This window comes from Cytobacillus sp. SAFR-174 (genome assembly GCF_051964675.1).
GTDB lineage: Bacteria > Bacillota > Bacilli > Bacillales > Cytobacillaceae > Cytobacillus.
This window is the reverse complement of the sequence record NZ_JBQCMZ010000012.1, coordinates 49695-66590: the sequence shown is the minus strand read 5'-3', so window position 1 is coordinate 66590 and position 16896 is coordinate 49695. Positions and strand designations below refer to the sequence as shown.

Sequence of the window (16896 nt, the reverse complement as noted above, 5' to 3'; positions counted from 1 at the left end):
AAGGCCGGTCTCTTTTCAGTCATTTACACGTGCAATTTTTATATCGCTTAAAAGTTCTCTAGTTACATAGCTGGCCATGATTAAACCAGCAACAGAGGGAACAAATGCGTTAGAAGATGGCGGCATTTTGGCCTTTCTGATTTCAGCATCATCTTTTCCAACTTTTTTTCGGACATCTTCACGGATAACGATCGGGCTTTCATCGGAAAATACTACCGGAACACCTTTTCTGATTCCTTCTTTTCTCAGGCGCGTGCGGATAACCTTAGCAATCGGGTCAGTATGAGTTTTAAAGATATCAGCAATCTGGAACCTGGTTGGATCCATCTTATTTGCAGCACCCATGCTTGAGATCATTGGAATTCCTCTATTCAAGCATTCTTTTATTAGATGAATTTTATAGGCAATTGTATCGGAAGCATCAACTACAAAGTCCAGACCATAATCAAAGAATTGCTCATAAGTTTCTTCCGTATAAAACATTTTCAAAGCAATAACTTCACAGTCAGGATTGATATCCTTGATTCTGTCTTTCATTAAATCCACCTTTGGTTTCCCGACAGTAGATAATAAAGCGATGACCTGTCTGTTCACATTTGTAATATCAACATCGTCTTTATCAACCAGTACAAGCCGGCCAACACCGGAACGCGCCAATGCTTCCGCTGCAAAGGAACCAACTCCTCCGATGCCCAGTACTGCAACGGTACTATTTTTCATTTTTTCGAGGCCTTCTTTGCCAATAGCCAATTCATTTCTGGAAAATTGGTGAAGCATATATATCAACTCCATCAGATGTTATTTAATAAGCATGTTTTATCTTATACCCGATAATGAATATATCATACTTGAATATTAAAGCAAGTAGTTCTATGGGATTAATGATATTAACATTTAAGCTTAGATCAAAACTTCTCTTCGATAGTGTTCACTGCGTTATCTTATTTAAACCCTACCTTATTATCAGCGACTATATTGAAGAGGACAAACAAAAAAACCCATGCCAGCTGGCATGGATTTTAATATCCGTATGTACTAAAGAGTCCCAATCGTGCCGTCGCTGTTGATGCCCTCGTTTTGAACCCGCACTCAGCAGGTGGGTGTCCTGTTTCCTGCGTTTGTAAGTCCTCATCCAGAGGCATTTACGCTGCTGAAAAACTCCGGACTCCCGAAGGAATAATGTTGGTCAAAATTTCAGGTTTTACAACGAACACATCAGGACTCTTTATTTATTGATATGATCATATCATACGATTTCGTCTTTTTCAAGCTGGTGAAATGGAGGTGATATGGACAAATATATCCATTTTATTCCTTTAGATAAGAAAGTTCCCCTAAAAGTCGGGAGTAACTTCCCGGTTTAACTTTCTGAAAAATGATTTTTTTCAGCTAATTAACCATTAAATAGGAAATTACTCACTTTTTTTCAAATTAAGTGCTAAATGCAAATCATTAAGCTGTGATTGGCTGACTTCCCCGGGAGCTTCTGTAAGCACACAGCTCGCACTTGCTGTTTTAGGGAATGCAATTGTATCCCTCAGGTTTGTTCTGCCGGCCAATAGCATTACGAGTCTGTCCAATCCCAGGGCAATACCGCCATGCGGAGGAGTGCCGTATTCAAATGCTTCAAGCAGGAATCCAAACTGTTCTACAGCTTCCTCTTTTGAGAATCCGAGCACACTGAACATTTTCTCCTGAACATCTCTTTCGAAAATACGCAATGAACCGCCGCCAAGCTCGTAGCCATTTAACACAAGGTCATATGCTTGTGCACGGACCCCAGCAGGATCCTTTTCAAGAAGATCTAAATCTTCTCTGGCAGGCATTGTAAATGGATGATGGGCTGCATAATAGCGTCCTTCTTCCTCATCGTACTCCAGAAGCGGCCAGTCTGTAACCCAAAGGAAATTAAATTTGCTTTGATCAATCAGCTCAAGCTCTTTTCCAAGCTTTAATCGCAGAGCGCCAAGTGCATCAGCTACAACATTCTTCTTATCAGCAACAAACAGGAGCAAGTCTCCTGATTCTACCGATAAAGCGGAATAGAATGATTTTTGCTCTTCCTCAGTCACAAACTTGGCAATCGGGCCTTTTAAGCCGTCCTCTTCAGCTTTTAACCACGCAAGCCCTTTTGCACCATATACAGCTGCAAACTCTGTTAGAGCATCAATATCTTTTCGAGAATACTTTCCTGCGCCATTTTTCACATTAATGGCCTTAACCTGGCCCCCGGAAGCTACTGCTCCGGCAAACACCTTGAAGCTTGACTCTTTCACTATTTCCGACAGATCCGTTAATTCCATCGCAAAGCGTGTATCCGGCTTATCAGAACCAAAACGGTCCATTGCCTCCTGATAGGTCATGCGCGGGAATGGAAGCTGGACATCCAGGCCTTTTACTTCTTTCATGATCTTTTCCATCATGTTTTCCATCAGGCCGATGATTTCTTCCTGGCTCATAAAACTCATTTCGATGTCGACCTGAGTAAATTCAGGCTGGCGGTCTGCCCGCAGGTCTTCATCACGGAAGCAGCGTGCAATTTGGTAATAGCGTTCAAATCCGCCTACCATTAATAACTGCTTAAAGATTTGAGGCGATTGCGGAAGAGCATAGAATTCACCCGGATGCACACGGCTTGGAACTAAATAATCACGGGCTCCTTCCGGGGTGCTCTTCGTTAAGATCGGTGTTTCTACATCAAGAAACCCTTCGCTGTTAAGAAAATCTCTCATTGCTTTTGTTACTTGATGACGCATTTTAAAGGTATCAAACATAACTGGGCGTCTCAAATCCAGATAACGGTATTTTAAGCGGACATCTTCGGAAACATCCGTTTTATCATCAATTACAAAAGGAGGTGTTTTTGCTTCATTGATAATCGTCACTTTCTCTGCTTTAATCTCAATCCGCCCCGTTTTCAAGTTCTCATTGATGGTGCCTTCTTCGCGCGCAATTACTTCTCCCTCTATATCAAGTACAAATTCATTGCGGATTTTTTCAGCCGCTGCAAGAGCTTCCGGCGAAACTTCCGGATTAAATACAACCTGGACAATGCCAGTGCGGTCACGAAGATCCACAAAGATCAGGCCGCCCAAATCCCGGCGCTTTTGCACCCAACCCTTTAAGCTTACTTTTTCTCCTATAGCTTTTTCCGTTACTTCCCCGCAAAAATACGTTCGCCCAAACATACTAATTCCTCCTGTAAACACAAGTTTATGATTGATAAAGTGCTGTGAATTTCTCTATAAACGAATCAAGTTCAACCTCTGTCTGCTCCCCTGATTCCATCGATTTCACATTAATTTTATTCGCTTTAAGTTCATCTTCGCCCAGGACAGCAACAAATTTCGCATTTGACCGGTCTGCCGCTTTGAACTGCGCTTTAATTTTTCTGTCAAGATAATCTCTTTCAGCAGAATATCCTGCCATCCGGAGTTTTTGAAGAAGGCCGACTGTATAATCCTTTGCTTCCTCTCCAAGGGATACAAGGTAGCAATCAATGCTCTTAGCAAGAGGCAGATCGACCTTTTCCGCTTCAAGAGCAGCAATGAATCGCTCAATACTTAAAGCAAACCCAATTCCCGGCGCTTCAGGACCGCCGATTTCCTCAGTGAGGCCATTGTATCGTCCACCGCCGCAAAGAGTAGTAATAGCTCCGAAACCTTCGGAATCACTCATAATTTCAAAGGCTGTATGATTGTAGTAATCCAGGCCGCGAACAAGATTTGGATCGACCGTAAAGTCAATATCCAGGTTCTTTAAGTACTTTTGAACCTTCTCGAAATAGGCTTTTGAATAATCGTTTAAATAATCTAAAATGGATGGAGCAGATTTCATAAGTTCATGTTCACGGTCTTGTTTACAGTCCAGGATGCGCATTGGATTTTTCTCAAGACGGTTCTGGCAATCCTCACAAAACTCACCGATCCGCGGCTTAAAGTGGTTGACCAGGGCTTCTCTGTGTGCAGTTCGGCTTTCTTTGTCTCCAAGACTGTTCACAATCAACTTAAGCTTTTGCAGACCCATGCTTTTATAAAGTGACATTGCCAGTGCAATTACTTCTGCATCAATTGCCGGATCAGCACTGCCGATCGCTTCGACGCCGAATTGGACAAACTGGCGGAAACGTCCTGCCTGTGGCCGTTCATAACGGAACATAGGCCCCATATAATAAAGCTTTACAGGCTGGCTTGCATCGCCATGCATTTTATGCTCAACAAATGATCTTACAGTTGAAGCTGTTCCTTCAGGACGAAGGGTCAGACTGCGGCCGCCGCGGTCTTCAAATGTGTACATCTCTTTTTGAACAATATCCGTTGTATCTCCAACACTGCGAAGAAATAATTCTGTATGTTCGAATATTGGTGTTCTAATTTCACGATATTGAAACTTCTCACAAAGTTCCCTTGCCTTTTCTTCAATCAATTGCCATTTCTCAACTTCTCCCGGCAGGATGTCCTGTGTTCCCCTCGGTATTCGAATTGACATGAAAATTACCCCCTAATGCAAAATGATAAGTATGTAAAAAATTTTAGATTTGCAGTCGCAAAAATAAAAAAACCCCCGCCTCCTTGTATATTAAATACAAGGGACGAGAGTCTGGTTTTTCCCGTGGTGCCACCCTAGTTGAAGCCTATAAATAGACTTCCTCTTTTACAGTTAACGCCTGTTAACGTTCAGCTCCTACTAAAGATGAATCCTTTTCAGAGAGAAACCTACGAAGTGTTCTTTCGTTAAATCATCATGTGAGAATGCTTTCAGCCGGGCGGCATTCTCTCTCTTTTCATGTGGGGTTTAACTACTCTTCTCCATCAATGGTTTATTATCGAAAAGCAGTAACGCCTTGGTCCGGCGCTGCAGCTAGACATTTAATTGTTTTGTCATTTTATTTATATTATAATACGGAGCATTTCCTTCAATGTCAAGACTAAAAACATGCTATGATCTTTCCAGCCTTTTTTTCAGTTTTCTTACATCCCTGAGAGATAGTCCAAACTCTGACGCGAGTTCAATCATATTCGAGTTCTGTTCTTTTTGTATAAAATCATGAAAATCCACCCCAAACAGCTGATTTTCACCAGATTGTGCAGACATTCCTTTTTCTCCAAATCTCATTGTGCTCACCCTTTTTTATGTAGTCTGTTCTATTCTTGCCATTTTCAGTTGAAATGTTTCATAAGGGACAAATTAATTTCCCAGCTAAAAATGATAGCTTATATTCCGATATTAAAAGGGAAATTGCACAAGATGGAGAAGTATTTTAGGACCAAAGTTCTCTTGACTGCCGGCACCTTGTCTGTTTTTCTTTTAATAAGGATTTTAATTATGAAAGGAGGCGGCCTGTTGAAGAAAAGAAAGCCACTTATTCTCGTGATATGCCTTATGCTTTTTGCCGGCATAACACAGACGGAAACACAGGTTAATGCTGAAAACAGTTCTGTAACAATCACCACCAGCAATCTTAACGTCCGTCAAGGACCAGGTTTAAGTTACCCTATTCTGGGACAAGCCCAAAATGGAGATCAATTTAACATCCTTTCCCGTGAAGGAGAATGGATTAAAATTAATTTCCAGGGAGAAAATGGCTATATCGCAAGCTGGCTTGTTTCCAATTTGACTTCAAATCAGACAGGAGAAAAAACAGCAGGTGAAAATTCCCAAGCAGTTATCACAACAGATGGCCTTAGGGTGAGAAAGGGTCCTGGTACAAGTTACGGCGTTCTGGGGACTATCAAAAAAGGAACAGCCTATAAGATCAAGAGCACAGAAGGAAGCTGGGTTAAGATTCAAACTCCATATGGAGATGGATGGGTGGCAAGTGAATTTGTCAAATTCAGCAGCACACGAAAGAAAAGTTCATCCGGCAGCAGCCAAACCGGGACAATCACGGCTAACTCTCTAAATGTGAGAAACAAGGCTTCTCTTCAAAGTGACATCATCGGCAAACTTAATTCGGGTGAGACAGTTGCGGTTCTTTCTCAAAATAACAGCTGGACAGAAATCTCTTTCTCCGGAAATACAGGATGGATCAGCAGCCAATATATTACGGTTCCATCCTCACAATCAGAAAGCAAACCAAAACAGGCGCCATCCGGAAAAACCGGCACTGTAACAGCAACCTCTTTAACTGTAAGAAACAAAGCATCGTTAAATGGAAAACCAATTGGTTCAGTTGCCAAAGGCCAAGCATTTACCATTCTTGAAGAAGCTGATAATTGGGTAAAGATTGAATTTCAGTCTGGTTCTTATGGATGGGCGGCAAGCTGGTTCATAGACATAACAGCCGAAAAGAATTCCGGCTCATCTCAGCAAAATGTAAGCGGAAGTACTGCAATTATCTTACATAACGGATCAAATATTAGAAAAAAAGCGAGTACCCAGTCAGCTGTCGTCCATAGGGGAAATAAAGGAGACAGATTTGAAATAAGGAGCCTGAATAATGATTGGTATGAAATTCGCCTGCCAAACGGCGGAAAGGGTTTTGTAGCAGGCTGGATCGTTTCAGTTGAAGGATCTGCACCTGCAGTAACAAAGCCGGGAGCAGAAAAGCACCTGAACAATAAAACTATTGTCATCGATCCCGGTCATGGAGGCCGTGATAATGGTACAACGGGAGCACGAGGGACACGTGAAAAGGACATTACTATCAGGACTGCTCAAGTGCTTGCCGAAAAATTAAGGGCTGCAGGTGCTAATGTCATTCTGACCAGGAGCGGGGATACCTATTTGCCGCTGCCTTCGAGAGTAGGCATTTCACATCATCATAATGCAGATGCTTTTATCAGCATTCATTATGACAGCACGCCGGACCGGACTGCTCGAGGAGCGACTACCTATTACTATCATCCTTTCCAAAAGGAAATCGCTGCCAATATCCACTCCAATGTAACAGCGATGACAAACCTGAGAGATCGGGGATATAGAGTCGGAGATTATCATGTAATCAGGGAGAACAAGCGCAATGCCGTTCTGATTGAACTTGGATATCTAAGCAATCCGGCAGAAGAAGCCCTGATTGCTTCTGCACAGTATCAGCAATCAGCAGCAGCAGGAATTTATCAGGGACTTGCCCGCTATTTTAAGAATTAGCAAAAAAGCCCCGGCACTCAAATTGAGATGCCAGGGCTTTTTGCGTTTTTTATTTGCTTTCTAAGATTAAGGTAACAGGTCCATCGTTGGTTAACTGAACATCCATCATGGCGCCGAATTCACCTGTTTCGACTTTCAGGCCTTTAGCTTCCAGAAACCGGTTGAAAGCATCATAGATTTTCACGGCATGCGCAGGCTTGGCCGCATCCATGAAATTGGGCCGTCTGCCCTTTCGGCAATCTCCATACAGTGTAAATTGTGAAACCGAAAGAATTTCACCTTTCTGATCGAGCAGTGATAGATTCATTTTGCCGGCATCATCTTCAAAGACGCGAAGATTGGCAATCTTATCAGCCAGAAAAGCTGCGTCCTCTTCTTTATCTTCGTGGGTGACTCCAACGAGCAAAACAAACCCCTTTTTGATGCTTCCAACGGTTTCTCCGTCCACCGTTACGCTGGCTTCTTTGCTTCGCTGCACTACAACACGCATTCTATCTGCTCCCTTTAGTTCATAATCCTTCTTACCGCGTAAATATCAGGGATTTGCTTTATCCGCTCTACAACCCTTTGCAGGTGGCTTACATTGTGTATAGCAATGGACATATTGATCGTTGCTGATTTGTTTCGGTCTGAACGGCCTGATACGGCTGAAATGTTGGTTTTCGTTTCATTAACAGCCTGAAGAACCTCGTTCAATAAACCTCTGCGGTCATAACCGGTAATTTCTATTTCAACATTATATTCTTTCCGGTCATTTAATGCTGTTTCCCACTCTACCGGGATGAGTCTTTGTTTTGCATCATCCGTTTCGATATTAGGGCAATCATCACGGTGTACAGAGACACCTCTGCCCTTTGTAATAAACCCGACGATTTCATCTCCAGGGACAGGATTACAGCAGCGGGAAAGGCGAATGAGCAGGTTATCAATGCCGGAAACCCGGACACCGGATTCGCGTTTTTTAGCTGAAGTAAATGTCTTTAGTTCCGAAACAGCATTTGTAATATCGGAGGTTTGTTCAAGGTCGCGCTTCTTGCGCCATTTTTCTGTAAGCCTGTTGGCAACCTGAAGGGCTGTTACACCATTATAGCCAACAGCAGCATACATATCTTCCTCAGTAGCAAAGTTGAATTTCTCTGCAATCCTTTTGACATTATCAGGTGTCAGGATTTCCTTCAGCTCGAAATCCATATTGCGGATTTCCCGCTCAACAAGCTCTTTCCCTTTTTCCACATTTTCTTCTTTTCTTTGCTTTTTGAAGAACGTCCGAATTCTATTTTTTGCCTGTGAAGTCTGAGCCAGCTTCAGCCAGTCCTTACTTGGCCCATAGGAATGCTTGGATGTCAGAATTTCAATGATATCTCCGGTTTTCAGCTTATAATCCAGGGTTACCATTTTTCCATTCACTTTGGCGCCGATTGTCTTGTTTCCTATTTCAGAATGTATCCGGTAAGCAAAATCAATTGGGACTGATCCGGAAGGAAGCTCGATGACGTCCCCTTTAGGAGTAAAAACAAACACCATATCGGAAAACAAATCAATTTTCAATGATTCCATGAATTCTTCAGCATTGGCTGCATCATCCTGGAATTCCAGGATTTCACGGAACCATGTCAGCTTCTCCTCGAAAGAAGAGCCTTCATTCACTCTTTTTCCTTCTTTATAAGCCCAATGTGCAGCAATACCAAACTCGGCAATTCTGTGCATATCCATGGTCCGGATCTGGACTTCCAAAGGGTCGCCCTTTGGTCCGATAACCGTAGTATGAAGCGACTGGTACATATTTTGTTTAGGCATGGCAATATAATCTTTGAAACGGCCGGGCATTGGCTTCCAGCAAGTATGAATAATCCCGAGAACCGCATAGCAATCCTTAATGCTGTTCACAACAATGCGTACAGCCAGCAAATCATATATCTCATTGAATTGCTTATTTTGAAGGGCCATTTTACGGTAGATGCTGTAAATATGCTTAGGGCGTCCCGAGATTTCTGATTTAATTGAGACCTCTGACATTCTGCTCCTCATAACATTGATTACATCATCTAAATACTCTTCCCGCTCCGCCCTTTTTTTCTTCATCAGGTTTACAATCCGGTAATACTGCTGCGGATTTAGGTACCTCAAGGCTGTATCTTCAAGCTCCCACTTAATCTTGGAGATTCCAAGCCTATGGGCAAGAGGAGCAAAAATTTCAAGTGTTTCATTTGAAATGCGGCGCTGCTTTTCAGCCGGCAGATGCTTAAGTGTCCGCATATTATGAAGGCGGTCAGCAAGCTTTATCAAGATTACACGGATGTCCTGGGCCATAGCCACAAACATTTTCCGGTGGTTTTCAGCCTGCTGCTCTTCCTGAGATTTATATTTAATTTTCCCCAGCTTCGTTACACCATCGACAAGCATGGCCACTTCTGAATTGAAGGCTTCTTCGATATTCTCCAATGAGACTTCGGTGTCTTCAACCACATCGTGAAGAAAGCCGGCTGCAACCGTAGATGGATCCATCTCCAGATCAGCAAGGATGCCTGCTACCTGGATCGGATGGATGATGTATGGTTCACCGGATTTTCTATATTGTTCACGGTGGGCATGCTTGGCAAACTCGTATGCCTTTTTAACAAGCTCTGCATGCTCATCGTTTAAATATTCCTTTGCCCTGTTGATGACTTGCTCGGCGGTCAGAACTTGATCGTTCGCCATGGAATCACCTTTATCTCCCTGAATTTTATGCAGTTGCATAATGAATAATTTTTAAATTGATCATTAATAACAAGTTATTAAAAAAATTAATATTGCTACTATTATCGAAAAAAAAAGTGAAGATGTAAAGGGATAGACTGTTATTTTTATGGGAATAACAAAAATTTTGTCGTTTTTTGTCCTAATTCCTTTATTGTTTTTCCATAAATGGATTTGGAAACCCTTTAAATACTATTTTTAAATCAATTAAAAAGAGCACCATTTCGACTGGCGCTCTCTTTGTATAAGGAAATTAATATTGCATTAATGTCAGAATGTCGTAATCGTCGAGCTTTTTACGCCCGTCAAGGTATGTTAACTCGATAAGGAATGCAATTCCAGCCACCACTCCGCCAAGTTCTTCAACCAGCTGGATAGTTGCATCGATTGTTCCGCCTGTTGCAAGGAGGTCATCAGTAATCAGGACTCTTTGCCCCGGTTTGATGGCATCCCTATGAATGGTTAAAACATCTTTGCCATATTCAAGGCCATAATTAACCTTGACTGTTTCACGTGGAAGTTTACCTTCCTTTCGGACTGGGGCAAAGCCTACACCTAAAGAATAAGCCACAGGGCAGCCGATGATGAATCCGCGGGCTTCAGGGCCGACAACCAGGTCAATCTTCTTTTCGCGGGCATATTCAACAATTTGGTCAGTAGCATATTTATATGCTTCACCATTGTCCATAAGAGTTGTAATATCTTTAAATTTAATGCCTGGCTTCGGCCAATCTTCTACAATTGTTATATACTGTTTTAAGTCCATTATTTTTCCTTTGCCTCCTCAAGTTTTACAGCCCCTTGCATAACTTCATCAAACCAGTCTTTGAGCTGCTGAAAGGATGAATAGAGCAAATCGCTCTCAAGAGTGTATTGTGCCTGTTTAAGCTGATAAGTTCGTGAATCAGCTAAATCACGTTTAGTGGATGTATTGTTTAACGAAATGACACCATTTATTATTTTAACAAATTCCAATTCAAAAAACACTTGAGACATAAAATCTACTGTCTCTCTGCTCCATCCTTTATGCTTCGCTATATCATTCCCGTGACGCCTGATATCAATAGAACCTTTTTTAGCAATCAGGGCAAAGTACCATTTAAAATGGTCTCTTGTTGGTAATGTGCTGAAAAAGTCACTGTCTTCTTTATAAAAATGAGCATATATTCTGGCAGGTTTTTTCCCTGAGAAAACATGTGCAAGAATTTCCTTTGAAGGCGGCAAATCAGCCAGAACAACATTTGAGCCTTCTATTTTTATGGCTTCTGCGTCTTCTGCAGATGTTATTTTCACCATGTTTTCCCCTGCAAATGTTTTATATTTTGAAATATGTTCCTCATTAAAAAATAACCAGGTTGTGTTTGCCTCAGGAATGACACTTTGGAGCCTTTCAAGCCGTTTTAAACTCCGGATATCAAAGAGCTGCCAGGAGTTTACTGCCATATCCTGCAGGAAAATTTGCGGTTTTTTAATATTATTCCATTCATTAATGGATAATTCACCAATAACGGACAGCTTGGAGTATGGTGAAATATGCTCATGCAAATGCCCAAGCCCAAAACCGATGCCATCAAGTGAAGATCCATCACTCTCGATTGTGACTTTAATATGGTTCTGTTCAGATCCGATCTTTCTCATAGCTGCAATATTAGCATCTTTTATCATTACTTTCGGTTTCGCATTCCCCATCCCGAATGGAGCAAGCAGCTGCATCTCTGCAATAGAAGAAAGATTGATATCTTTTAAATGGAAAACCCCATCAATAGAGGTTACAGGAATAAAATCTTCCTCACTCAGCTGTTCATTTACAAGAGTATTCAGTCTGCTTCTCAGATCATCAACCGAATCAATGGATAAAGTCATACCCGCTGCCATGGGGTGCCCTCCAAAGTGAGGCAGGATATCCCGGCATTCAGAAAGATTCTTGAACAGATCAAAACCTTCTATACTTCTTGCTGAGCCCTTCGCGAGCCCTTTTTCACTGTCATAACTAAGGACAATGGCCGGGCGGTAAAACTTTTCGACAAGCTTCGAAGCTACTATTCCGATTACCCCGGCGTTCCAGCCTTCTTTCCCGACAACAATAACTGAATTCTCACTGATTGGGAAATTTGTTTCAACCTCTTGAACCGCTTGCTCTGCAATGTCATTGACTATAGATTGCCTCTCTTTATTCAGCATTTCAATTTCTTCGGCAATGGCTTGTGCTTCATAAGGATCATTTGTCAGAAGCAAATCCACAGCAGGATCCGCGCTTTCAAGCCTGCCTGCTGCATTGAGGCGAGGGCCGATTGTAAAGCCGATCGTTTCCTCACTAATGGATGGAAGCTCGATTCGTGCGGCTTTAAACAAAGCATTCAAGCCTGTATTTTTAGTTGATTTCAGCTTTTGAATCCCGCGCTTGGCAATAAGTCTGTTTTCTCCTGTTAAAGAAACAAGATCAGCAATTGTTCCGATCGCAGCTATTTCCAAAAGGTGTTCAGGCATTTCACCATAAAGCGCATGTGCAAGCTTAAATGCAACTCCAACACCGGCAAGTTCCCGGAATGGGTATCTGCTCTCCGGATGCTTAGGATGCACAATGGCCAATGCTTCAGGAAGCTCAGGGCCGGGCTCATGGTGATCTGTAATGATCAAATCTAATCCAAGCTCTTTTGCAGCTTGTGCTTCATTTACAGCAGAGATTCCAGTATCTACAGTAATAATTAAACGGATGCCAATTTCGGCTGCATGTTCAAATGCCGGAATATTTGGCCCATAGCCTTCCGTAAAACGATTCGGTATGTAGAATTGGACATCAGCACCGAGATCTCTAAGCGCCATCATCATGACAGAAGTGCTGGTCACACCATCCGCATCATAATCACCAAATATTAAAATAGGTTCCTGTTTTTCAATAGCTTCTTTTATTCTGGAAACAGCAATTGCCATATCTGTCATTAAAAAAGGATCATGAAATTCCTGCTCATTATCCATCAGAAAATACCGTGCTGAATCAACGGTATCCATTCCGCGATTAATTAACAGCGATGCTGCAAGAGGAGAAATATTCAGTTCCTTTGAAAGCCGCTGTACTTTATCCTCCTCTGTTTGCCGAACAATCCATCGCGTTCTTGAATGTAACATACGTTCACCCCTCAGCTTATTAATTATACAAGAGGGGAAGGTGCGTTTCAATAAGTTAAAATCGGGTTAATCCATACAATTCTGGAAAGAAAAGCAGATGCTGCAGGTCACTTCTTGAGACCAAAAGAAAAAACTTGAGCAAAAGCTCAAGCCTGTTCATTCAATGTATATCCCTATCCAGCTCTTTTTCAAGTTCTTCCTTATCAGCATTATCTTTTACAGAATTTCCTGCTTTAAGCTTTTCATTTTCCCTTTTTAGTAATTTCACTTGCCTTTGAAGTGAGTAAATGCGGACAATGCCGACAGAACCTACAATTAGCCCACCCATAAGAACAGATCCTAAAATCACTAGAATCAGCGGCCACTGACTTTCCCCAAACAAGTAGTTAACCGTTACATTATCGACATTGATCACTGCAAAAACAGCCACGATCAGCGCAAATAAAAAACCAAATAATAAAGTCCATTGAAATTTCATGCTATCCTCTCCCTGATATATTCTCTAATTTAAATGTTCTTTGCTGTAAGGATTAATGTGCACAAAGACATTTTGCACATTTTCCAATTGGAGCAGCTTGCGTTTTACTTCTTTGCCGACCCGGTGGCCATCCTCAACAGTCATATTCGGATCCACCGACACTTTTATATCAACAATTACATAGTGTCCGTGTTCCCTGGCATGCAATTCATCGATCCTTTTAACATGATCGACGGATTCAGCCGTTTTGCGCATTTCAAGAGTATCTTCTTCATGAAGCACATGATCAAGTGTGCTGTGAATGGATTCTTTCCCAAGCCGCCAAGCCATTTGGAGAATCATGAGGGACACAATGAGGCCAGCAACAGGATCTGCATACTCAAGCCATTCGATCCCCATTCTTCCGCCAATAATCGCACAGCCAATACCTATTAAAGCTGCAATTGATGAATAAACATCTGAACGGTGTTCATAAGCATTTACAATTAAAGCATCACTGTTTAGTTTCTTTCCCAAATTATACTTGTACCGAAACATAGCTTCTTTCACAATGATGGAAACCACTACTGCAGCTATTGCAATTGCTTTTGGAGGTTCAATTGGTGAAAAGAATGATTCAAATGATGATTTGCCGATTTCAATTCCCACCAGGAACAGCAGGACGGCAACAATTATGGCCGCTATCAATTCAGCTTTGCCATGACCGTATGGATGATCTTCATCCGGCGGCTGTTTCGCAGCCCTCAGACCCAAATAAACAGCAAAGGATCCGGCAACATCTGAAGCTGAATGGACCGCATCCGCCACCAGCGCTTTACTTCCTGAATAAACGCCAATTCCCCATTTAAGGGCGGCAAGAATAATATTGCCCACGATGCCAATTATAGCTGCAAACTCAGCTTTCTTAAAACGATCGTTATTTTCCAAAGCGATACTTCCTTCCTCCCTAATCTTGCTATTAGTTTATCCTATTTCCCGGAATCATTAACCAAATTTGTAAAATAGACAGCATCCAGATTTAATAAAAAAACTCAGGCACTCGCCTGAGTTTTTTGTAATTATTACACTTGTGGTTCGTCACTGACCTTGCGTTTTTCTTTAACAGTATGAATAACACCTTTTTCTTTCAGTTCCTTGCCTTTCCATACTGCCCAAATCTGTGCAGCAAGGAAAATGGAAGAATAAGTACCTGCGATTAAACCAATAAGAAGTGCAAACGAGAAGTTCCTGATTGATTCACTTCCAAACACAAGCAGCGCAACGACTGTAAACACAACCGTTAAAACAGTATTTACAGAGCGGCCAAGCGTTTGGCGAAGACTCTTGTTTACAACATCCGCAATATCTTCAAATGACTTGAGTTTTTTCTTTTTCTGCATATTCTCACGCATCCGGTCAAACGTTACAATTGTATCATTTATTGAGTAACCGACCACTGTAAGAATTGCTGCAATGAAGGTAATATCCACTTCCAGGCGTGTAAAGCTGAATACTGCGATAATAAAGAAGGCATCATGCAGAAGTGCCAGTACTGCCGGAATGGCCATCTTGATCTCAAAGCGAATGGATACATAGATGATAATGCCTACAGAGGCTATCGCAAGAGCTTTCAGTGCATTTTTAGCAAGTTCTTTTCCTACAGTTGGTGAAACTGTGCTGACATTCGGATCTTGACCGAATTTTTCATGAAATTGAGTTTTAACTTCTGCTATTTCGTCTTTTGTTAAAACATCTTTAAATCTAGCAACACCAATTTCCTTATTATCACCTGAGATGACAATATCATCTGTCTCGATTCCAAGAGCTGATAATTCAGCTTGGAATTTTTCTTTTGTTAAGGATTCACTTGCCTGCTGCTCGATCCGGGTACCGCTGACAAAATCGATTCCAAGATTTAAACGGAATATAGAAAGAACAATTATTCCTGCAGTAATTAAAACAGCAGAAAGGATGAAAAACTTCTTGCGGTTCCCTACAAAATCAAATTTATCAAATTTGGTCGGCAAATCAAGGGTATCATAGTTTTCAGCAATATTTTTGATCTCACTTTTCTTAACTCCAAACCAGCCTGGTTTTTTATCAAGTGCTTTACTATGGACCCAAAGCCACATAAGCAGCCTTGTACCGTATACAGCAGTAATAAAGCTGGCCAGAATGCTTATGATAAGCATGGTAGCAAATCCCTTTACAGAACTTGTCCCATACATGAATAATACGGCTGCTGCAAGAATAGTTGTGATATTTGCATCAAAGATGGTGGAAAGTGAATTTTTCTCCCCAGCCTGGAAAGCAGATTTGATTGTTCTGCCCACTTTCATTTCTTCCCTGATTCTCTCATAGGTAATGATATTCGCATCAACCGCCATACCAACCCCCAGAATGAGCGCAGCAATACCAGGCAGCGTCAATACGCCATTCATCCAGTCAAAAACAAGTAAAATCAGATAAATATAAAACGATAAAGTAAGAGTTGCAATAAATCCAGGGAAACGATATACCGCAATCATGTAGATAAAGATAATCAATACTCCTATTATTCCGGCAAGAATAGTCGTTTCCATTGCCTGTTCACCGAATTTAGCACCTACTGATGTTGAATAAACTTCATCGAGCTGTACAGGAAGGGATCCTGCATTCAATAAATCCGCCAGCGTCTGTGCTTCTTCAATTGTAAAGTTCCCAACAATGGAAACGGTATCCTGATTAAAGATTTGGCTTACCTGTGGAGCAGATAAGTATTTTGGGTCTTTTTTTGCTGACTCAGCCTGGAAGGAATCCTGGCCTTCTTCAAAATCAAGCCAAATGACAAGCAGGTTATTTGGCGCTCCCATATTGACAATTTTTTGGGTTACATCTTTAAATTTACCGGCACTTTTCAGCTTCAATGAAACACTTGGCTTTCCATTTTCATCAAATGTCTGCTTTGCACCATTTTCAGCAAGATCTGAACCATCCATCATCAACTGATCATTAACATCTCTAAATGAGAGATTAGCTTCTGTGGACAGAATTTCCCTTGCTTTATTCTGATCTGTTACACCGGCAAGCTGAACACGGACCCGCTTATCTCCCTCAATCTGGATATTCGGCTCACTGACTCCAAGTACATTGATTCGCCTGTCGAGCGCTTCGGCAGTACTTGCTAGGACTTCTTTAGTCACCTTCTGCCCATCTTTTGGCGTTACCTGATAGAGAACCTCAAATCCGCCCTGCAAATCAAGGCCAAGCTTAATATTTTTTAAGATGTTGTTTGTCGTTGCCCCAGCCAAACTTCCCAATAATAAAACAATCAGGAAAAAAGCAACGATACGGCTGCGCTTTACCATTCTGAATAAATCCTCCTTAACTATCGCCCGCTACTTGATATAACAGGCACTGCATCAGCGGCGTGATGCATTATTTACCACACATTCCTGCACGTGAAGGCTGCATTACTATCTAATAAGCCTTCCCGTAAATTAAGA

At 41.7% G+C, this 16896-nt stretch carries 12 protein-coding genes, 1 other RNA gene and 1 other annotated feature; of the genes, 1 reads left to right on the top strand and 12 read right to left on the bottom strand.

Going from position 1 to position 16896, the window contains the following annotated elements; all coding sequences use genetic code 11:
* Positions 1-15 precede the first annotated feature (15 nt).
* From ACTHRG_RS13705 to ACTHRG_RS13685, 5 genes are all read right to left on the bottom strand, one after another.
* Positions 16-777 (bottom strand): tRNA threonylcarbamoyladenosine dehydratase, encoded by a 762-nt coding sequence (locus ACTHRG_RS13705; RefSeq protein ID WP_440231359.1) that lies wholly within the window; start codon positions 775-777, stop codon positions 16-18.
* Positions 778-1038: 261 nt separating this feature from the next.
* Positions 1039-1225: non-coding RNA, 6S RNA (gene ssrS, locus ACTHRG_RS13700), on the bottom strand.
* Positions 1226-1412: 187 nt separating this feature from the next.
* On the bottom strand, positions 1413-3188 hold the full coding sequence (aspS, locus tag ACTHRG_RS13695) for an aspartate--tRNA ligase (protein ID WP_440231358.1): 1776 nt from the start codon (positions 3186-3188) through the stop codon (positions 1413-1415).
* A 25-nt stretch (positions 3189-3213) separates the two neighbouring features.
* On the bottom strand, positions 3214-4488 hold the full coding sequence (gene hisS, locus ACTHRG_RS13690; RefSeq protein ID WP_440231357.1) for a histidine--tRNA ligase: 1275 nt from the start codon (positions 4486-4488) through the stop codon (positions 3214-3216).
* Positions 4489-4584: 96 nt separating this feature from the next.
* Positions 4585-4824 (bottom strand) — a binding site (T-box leader).
* Positions 4825-4938: 114 nt separating this feature from the next.
* Positions 4939-5115 (bottom strand): hypothetical protein, encoded by a 177-nt coding sequence (locus ACTHRG_RS13685; protein WP_048010351.1) that lies wholly within the window; start codon positions 5113-5115, stop codon positions 4939-4941.
* A 228-nt stretch (positions 5116-5343) separates the two neighbouring features.
* Between ACTHRG_RS13685 and ACTHRG_RS13680 the strand changes: the two genes are divergently transcribed.
* Complete coding sequence (locus ACTHRG_RS13680; RefSeq protein ID WP_440231356.1) at positions 5344-7089, top strand: SH3 domain-containing protein; 1746 nt, start codon at positions 5344-5346, stop codon at positions 7087-7089.
* A gap of 49 nt (positions 7090-7138) precedes the next feature.
* Here ACTHRG_RS13680 and dtd read toward each other — a convergent pair whose 3' ends face one another.
* From dtd to secDF, 7 genes are all read right to left on the bottom strand, one after another.
* Positions 7139-7579 (bottom strand): D-aminoacyl-tRNA deacylase, encoded by a 441-nt coding sequence (gene dtd, locus ACTHRG_RS13675; protein WP_076257392.1) that lies wholly within the window; start codon positions 7577-7579, stop codon positions 7139-7141.
* A gap of 14 nt (positions 7580-7593) precedes the next feature.
* A complete protein-coding gene (locus tag ACTHRG_RS13670) occupies positions 7594-9789 on the bottom strand; it encodes a RelA/SpoT family protein (RefSeq protein WP_061791146.1) in 2196 nt (731 codons plus the stop codon).
* A gap of 292 nt (positions 9790-10081) precedes the next feature.
* Positions 10082-10594, bottom strand: a complete 513-nt coding sequence (locus ACTHRG_RS13665) for an adenine phosphoribosyltransferase (protein WP_076257390.1) — start codon at positions 10592-10594, stop codon at positions 10082-10084.
* On the bottom strand, positions 10594-12954 hold the full coding sequence (recJ, locus tag ACTHRG_RS13660) for a single-stranded-DNA-specific exonuclease RecJ (RefSeq protein ID WP_440231355.1): 2361 nt from the start codon (positions 12952-12954) through the stop codon (positions 10594-10596). Before recJ ends, ACTHRG_RS13665 begins: the two co-directional genes overlap by 1 nt.
* A 160-nt stretch (positions 12955-13114) precedes the next feature.
* Positions 13115-13432, bottom strand: coding sequence for a LapA family protein (locus ACTHRG_RS13655; RefSeq protein ID WP_440231354.1), 318 nt, complete (start codon positions 13430-13432; stop codon positions 13115-13117).
* A gap of 24 nt (positions 13433-13456) precedes the next feature.
* Positions 13457-14359 (bottom strand): cation diffusion facilitator family transporter, encoded by a 903-nt coding sequence (locus ACTHRG_RS13650; protein ID WP_440231353.1) that lies wholly within the window; start codon positions 14357-14359, stop codon positions 13457-13459.
* Positions 14360-14493: 134 nt separating this feature from the next.
* Positions 14494-16758 carry a protein translocase subunit SecDF gene (gene secDF / locus ACTHRG_RS13645; protein ID WP_440231352.1) on the bottom strand — a complete coding sequence of 755 codons (2265 nt, stop codon included), beginning with the start codon at positions 16756-16758 and terminating at the stop codon, positions 14494-14496.
* Positions 16759-16896: the final 138 nt, after the last annotated feature.

Bases quoted from the DNA above. Each gene is read 5' to 3' on its own strand.
- ACTHRG_RS13705 (WP_440231359.1), bottom strand. From the start codon at position 777: ATGCTTCACCAATTTTCCAGAAATGAATTGGCTATTGGCAAAGAAGGC.
- aspS (WP_440231358.1), bottom strand. From the start codon at position 3,188: ATGTTTGGGCGAACGTATTTTTGCGGGGAAGTAACGGAAAAAGCTATA.
- hisS (WP_440231357.1), bottom strand. From the start codon at position 4,488: ATGTCAATTCGAATACCGAGGGGAACACAGGACATCCTGCCGGGAGAA.
- ACTHRG_RS13685 (WP_048010351.1), bottom strand. From the start codon at position 5,115: ATGAGATTTGGAGAAAAAGGAATGTCTGCACAATCTGGTGAAAATCAG.
- dtd (WP_076257392.1), bottom strand. From the start codon at position 7,579: ATGCGTGTTGTAGTGCAGCGAAGCAAAGAAGCCAGCGTAACGGTGGAC.
- ACTHRG_RS13670 (WP_061791146.1), bottom strand. From the start codon at position 9,789: ATGGCGAACGATCAAGTTCTGACCGCCGAGCAAGTCATCAACAGGGCA.
- ACTHRG_RS13665 (WP_076257390.1), bottom strand. From the start codon at position 10,594: ATGGACTTAAAACAGTATATAACAATTGTAGAAGATTGGCCGAAGCCA.
- recJ (WP_440231355.1), bottom strand. From the start codon at position 12,954: ATGTTACATTCAAGAACGCGATGGATTGTTCGGCAAACAGAGGAGGAT.
- ACTHRG_RS13655 (WP_440231354.1), bottom strand. From the start codon at position 13,432: ATGAAATTTCAATGGACTTTATTATTTGGTTTTTTATTTGCGCTGATC.
- secDF (WP_440231352.1), bottom strand. From the start codon at position 16,758: ATGGTAAAGCGCAGCCGTATCGTTGCTTTTTTCCTGATTGTTTTATTA.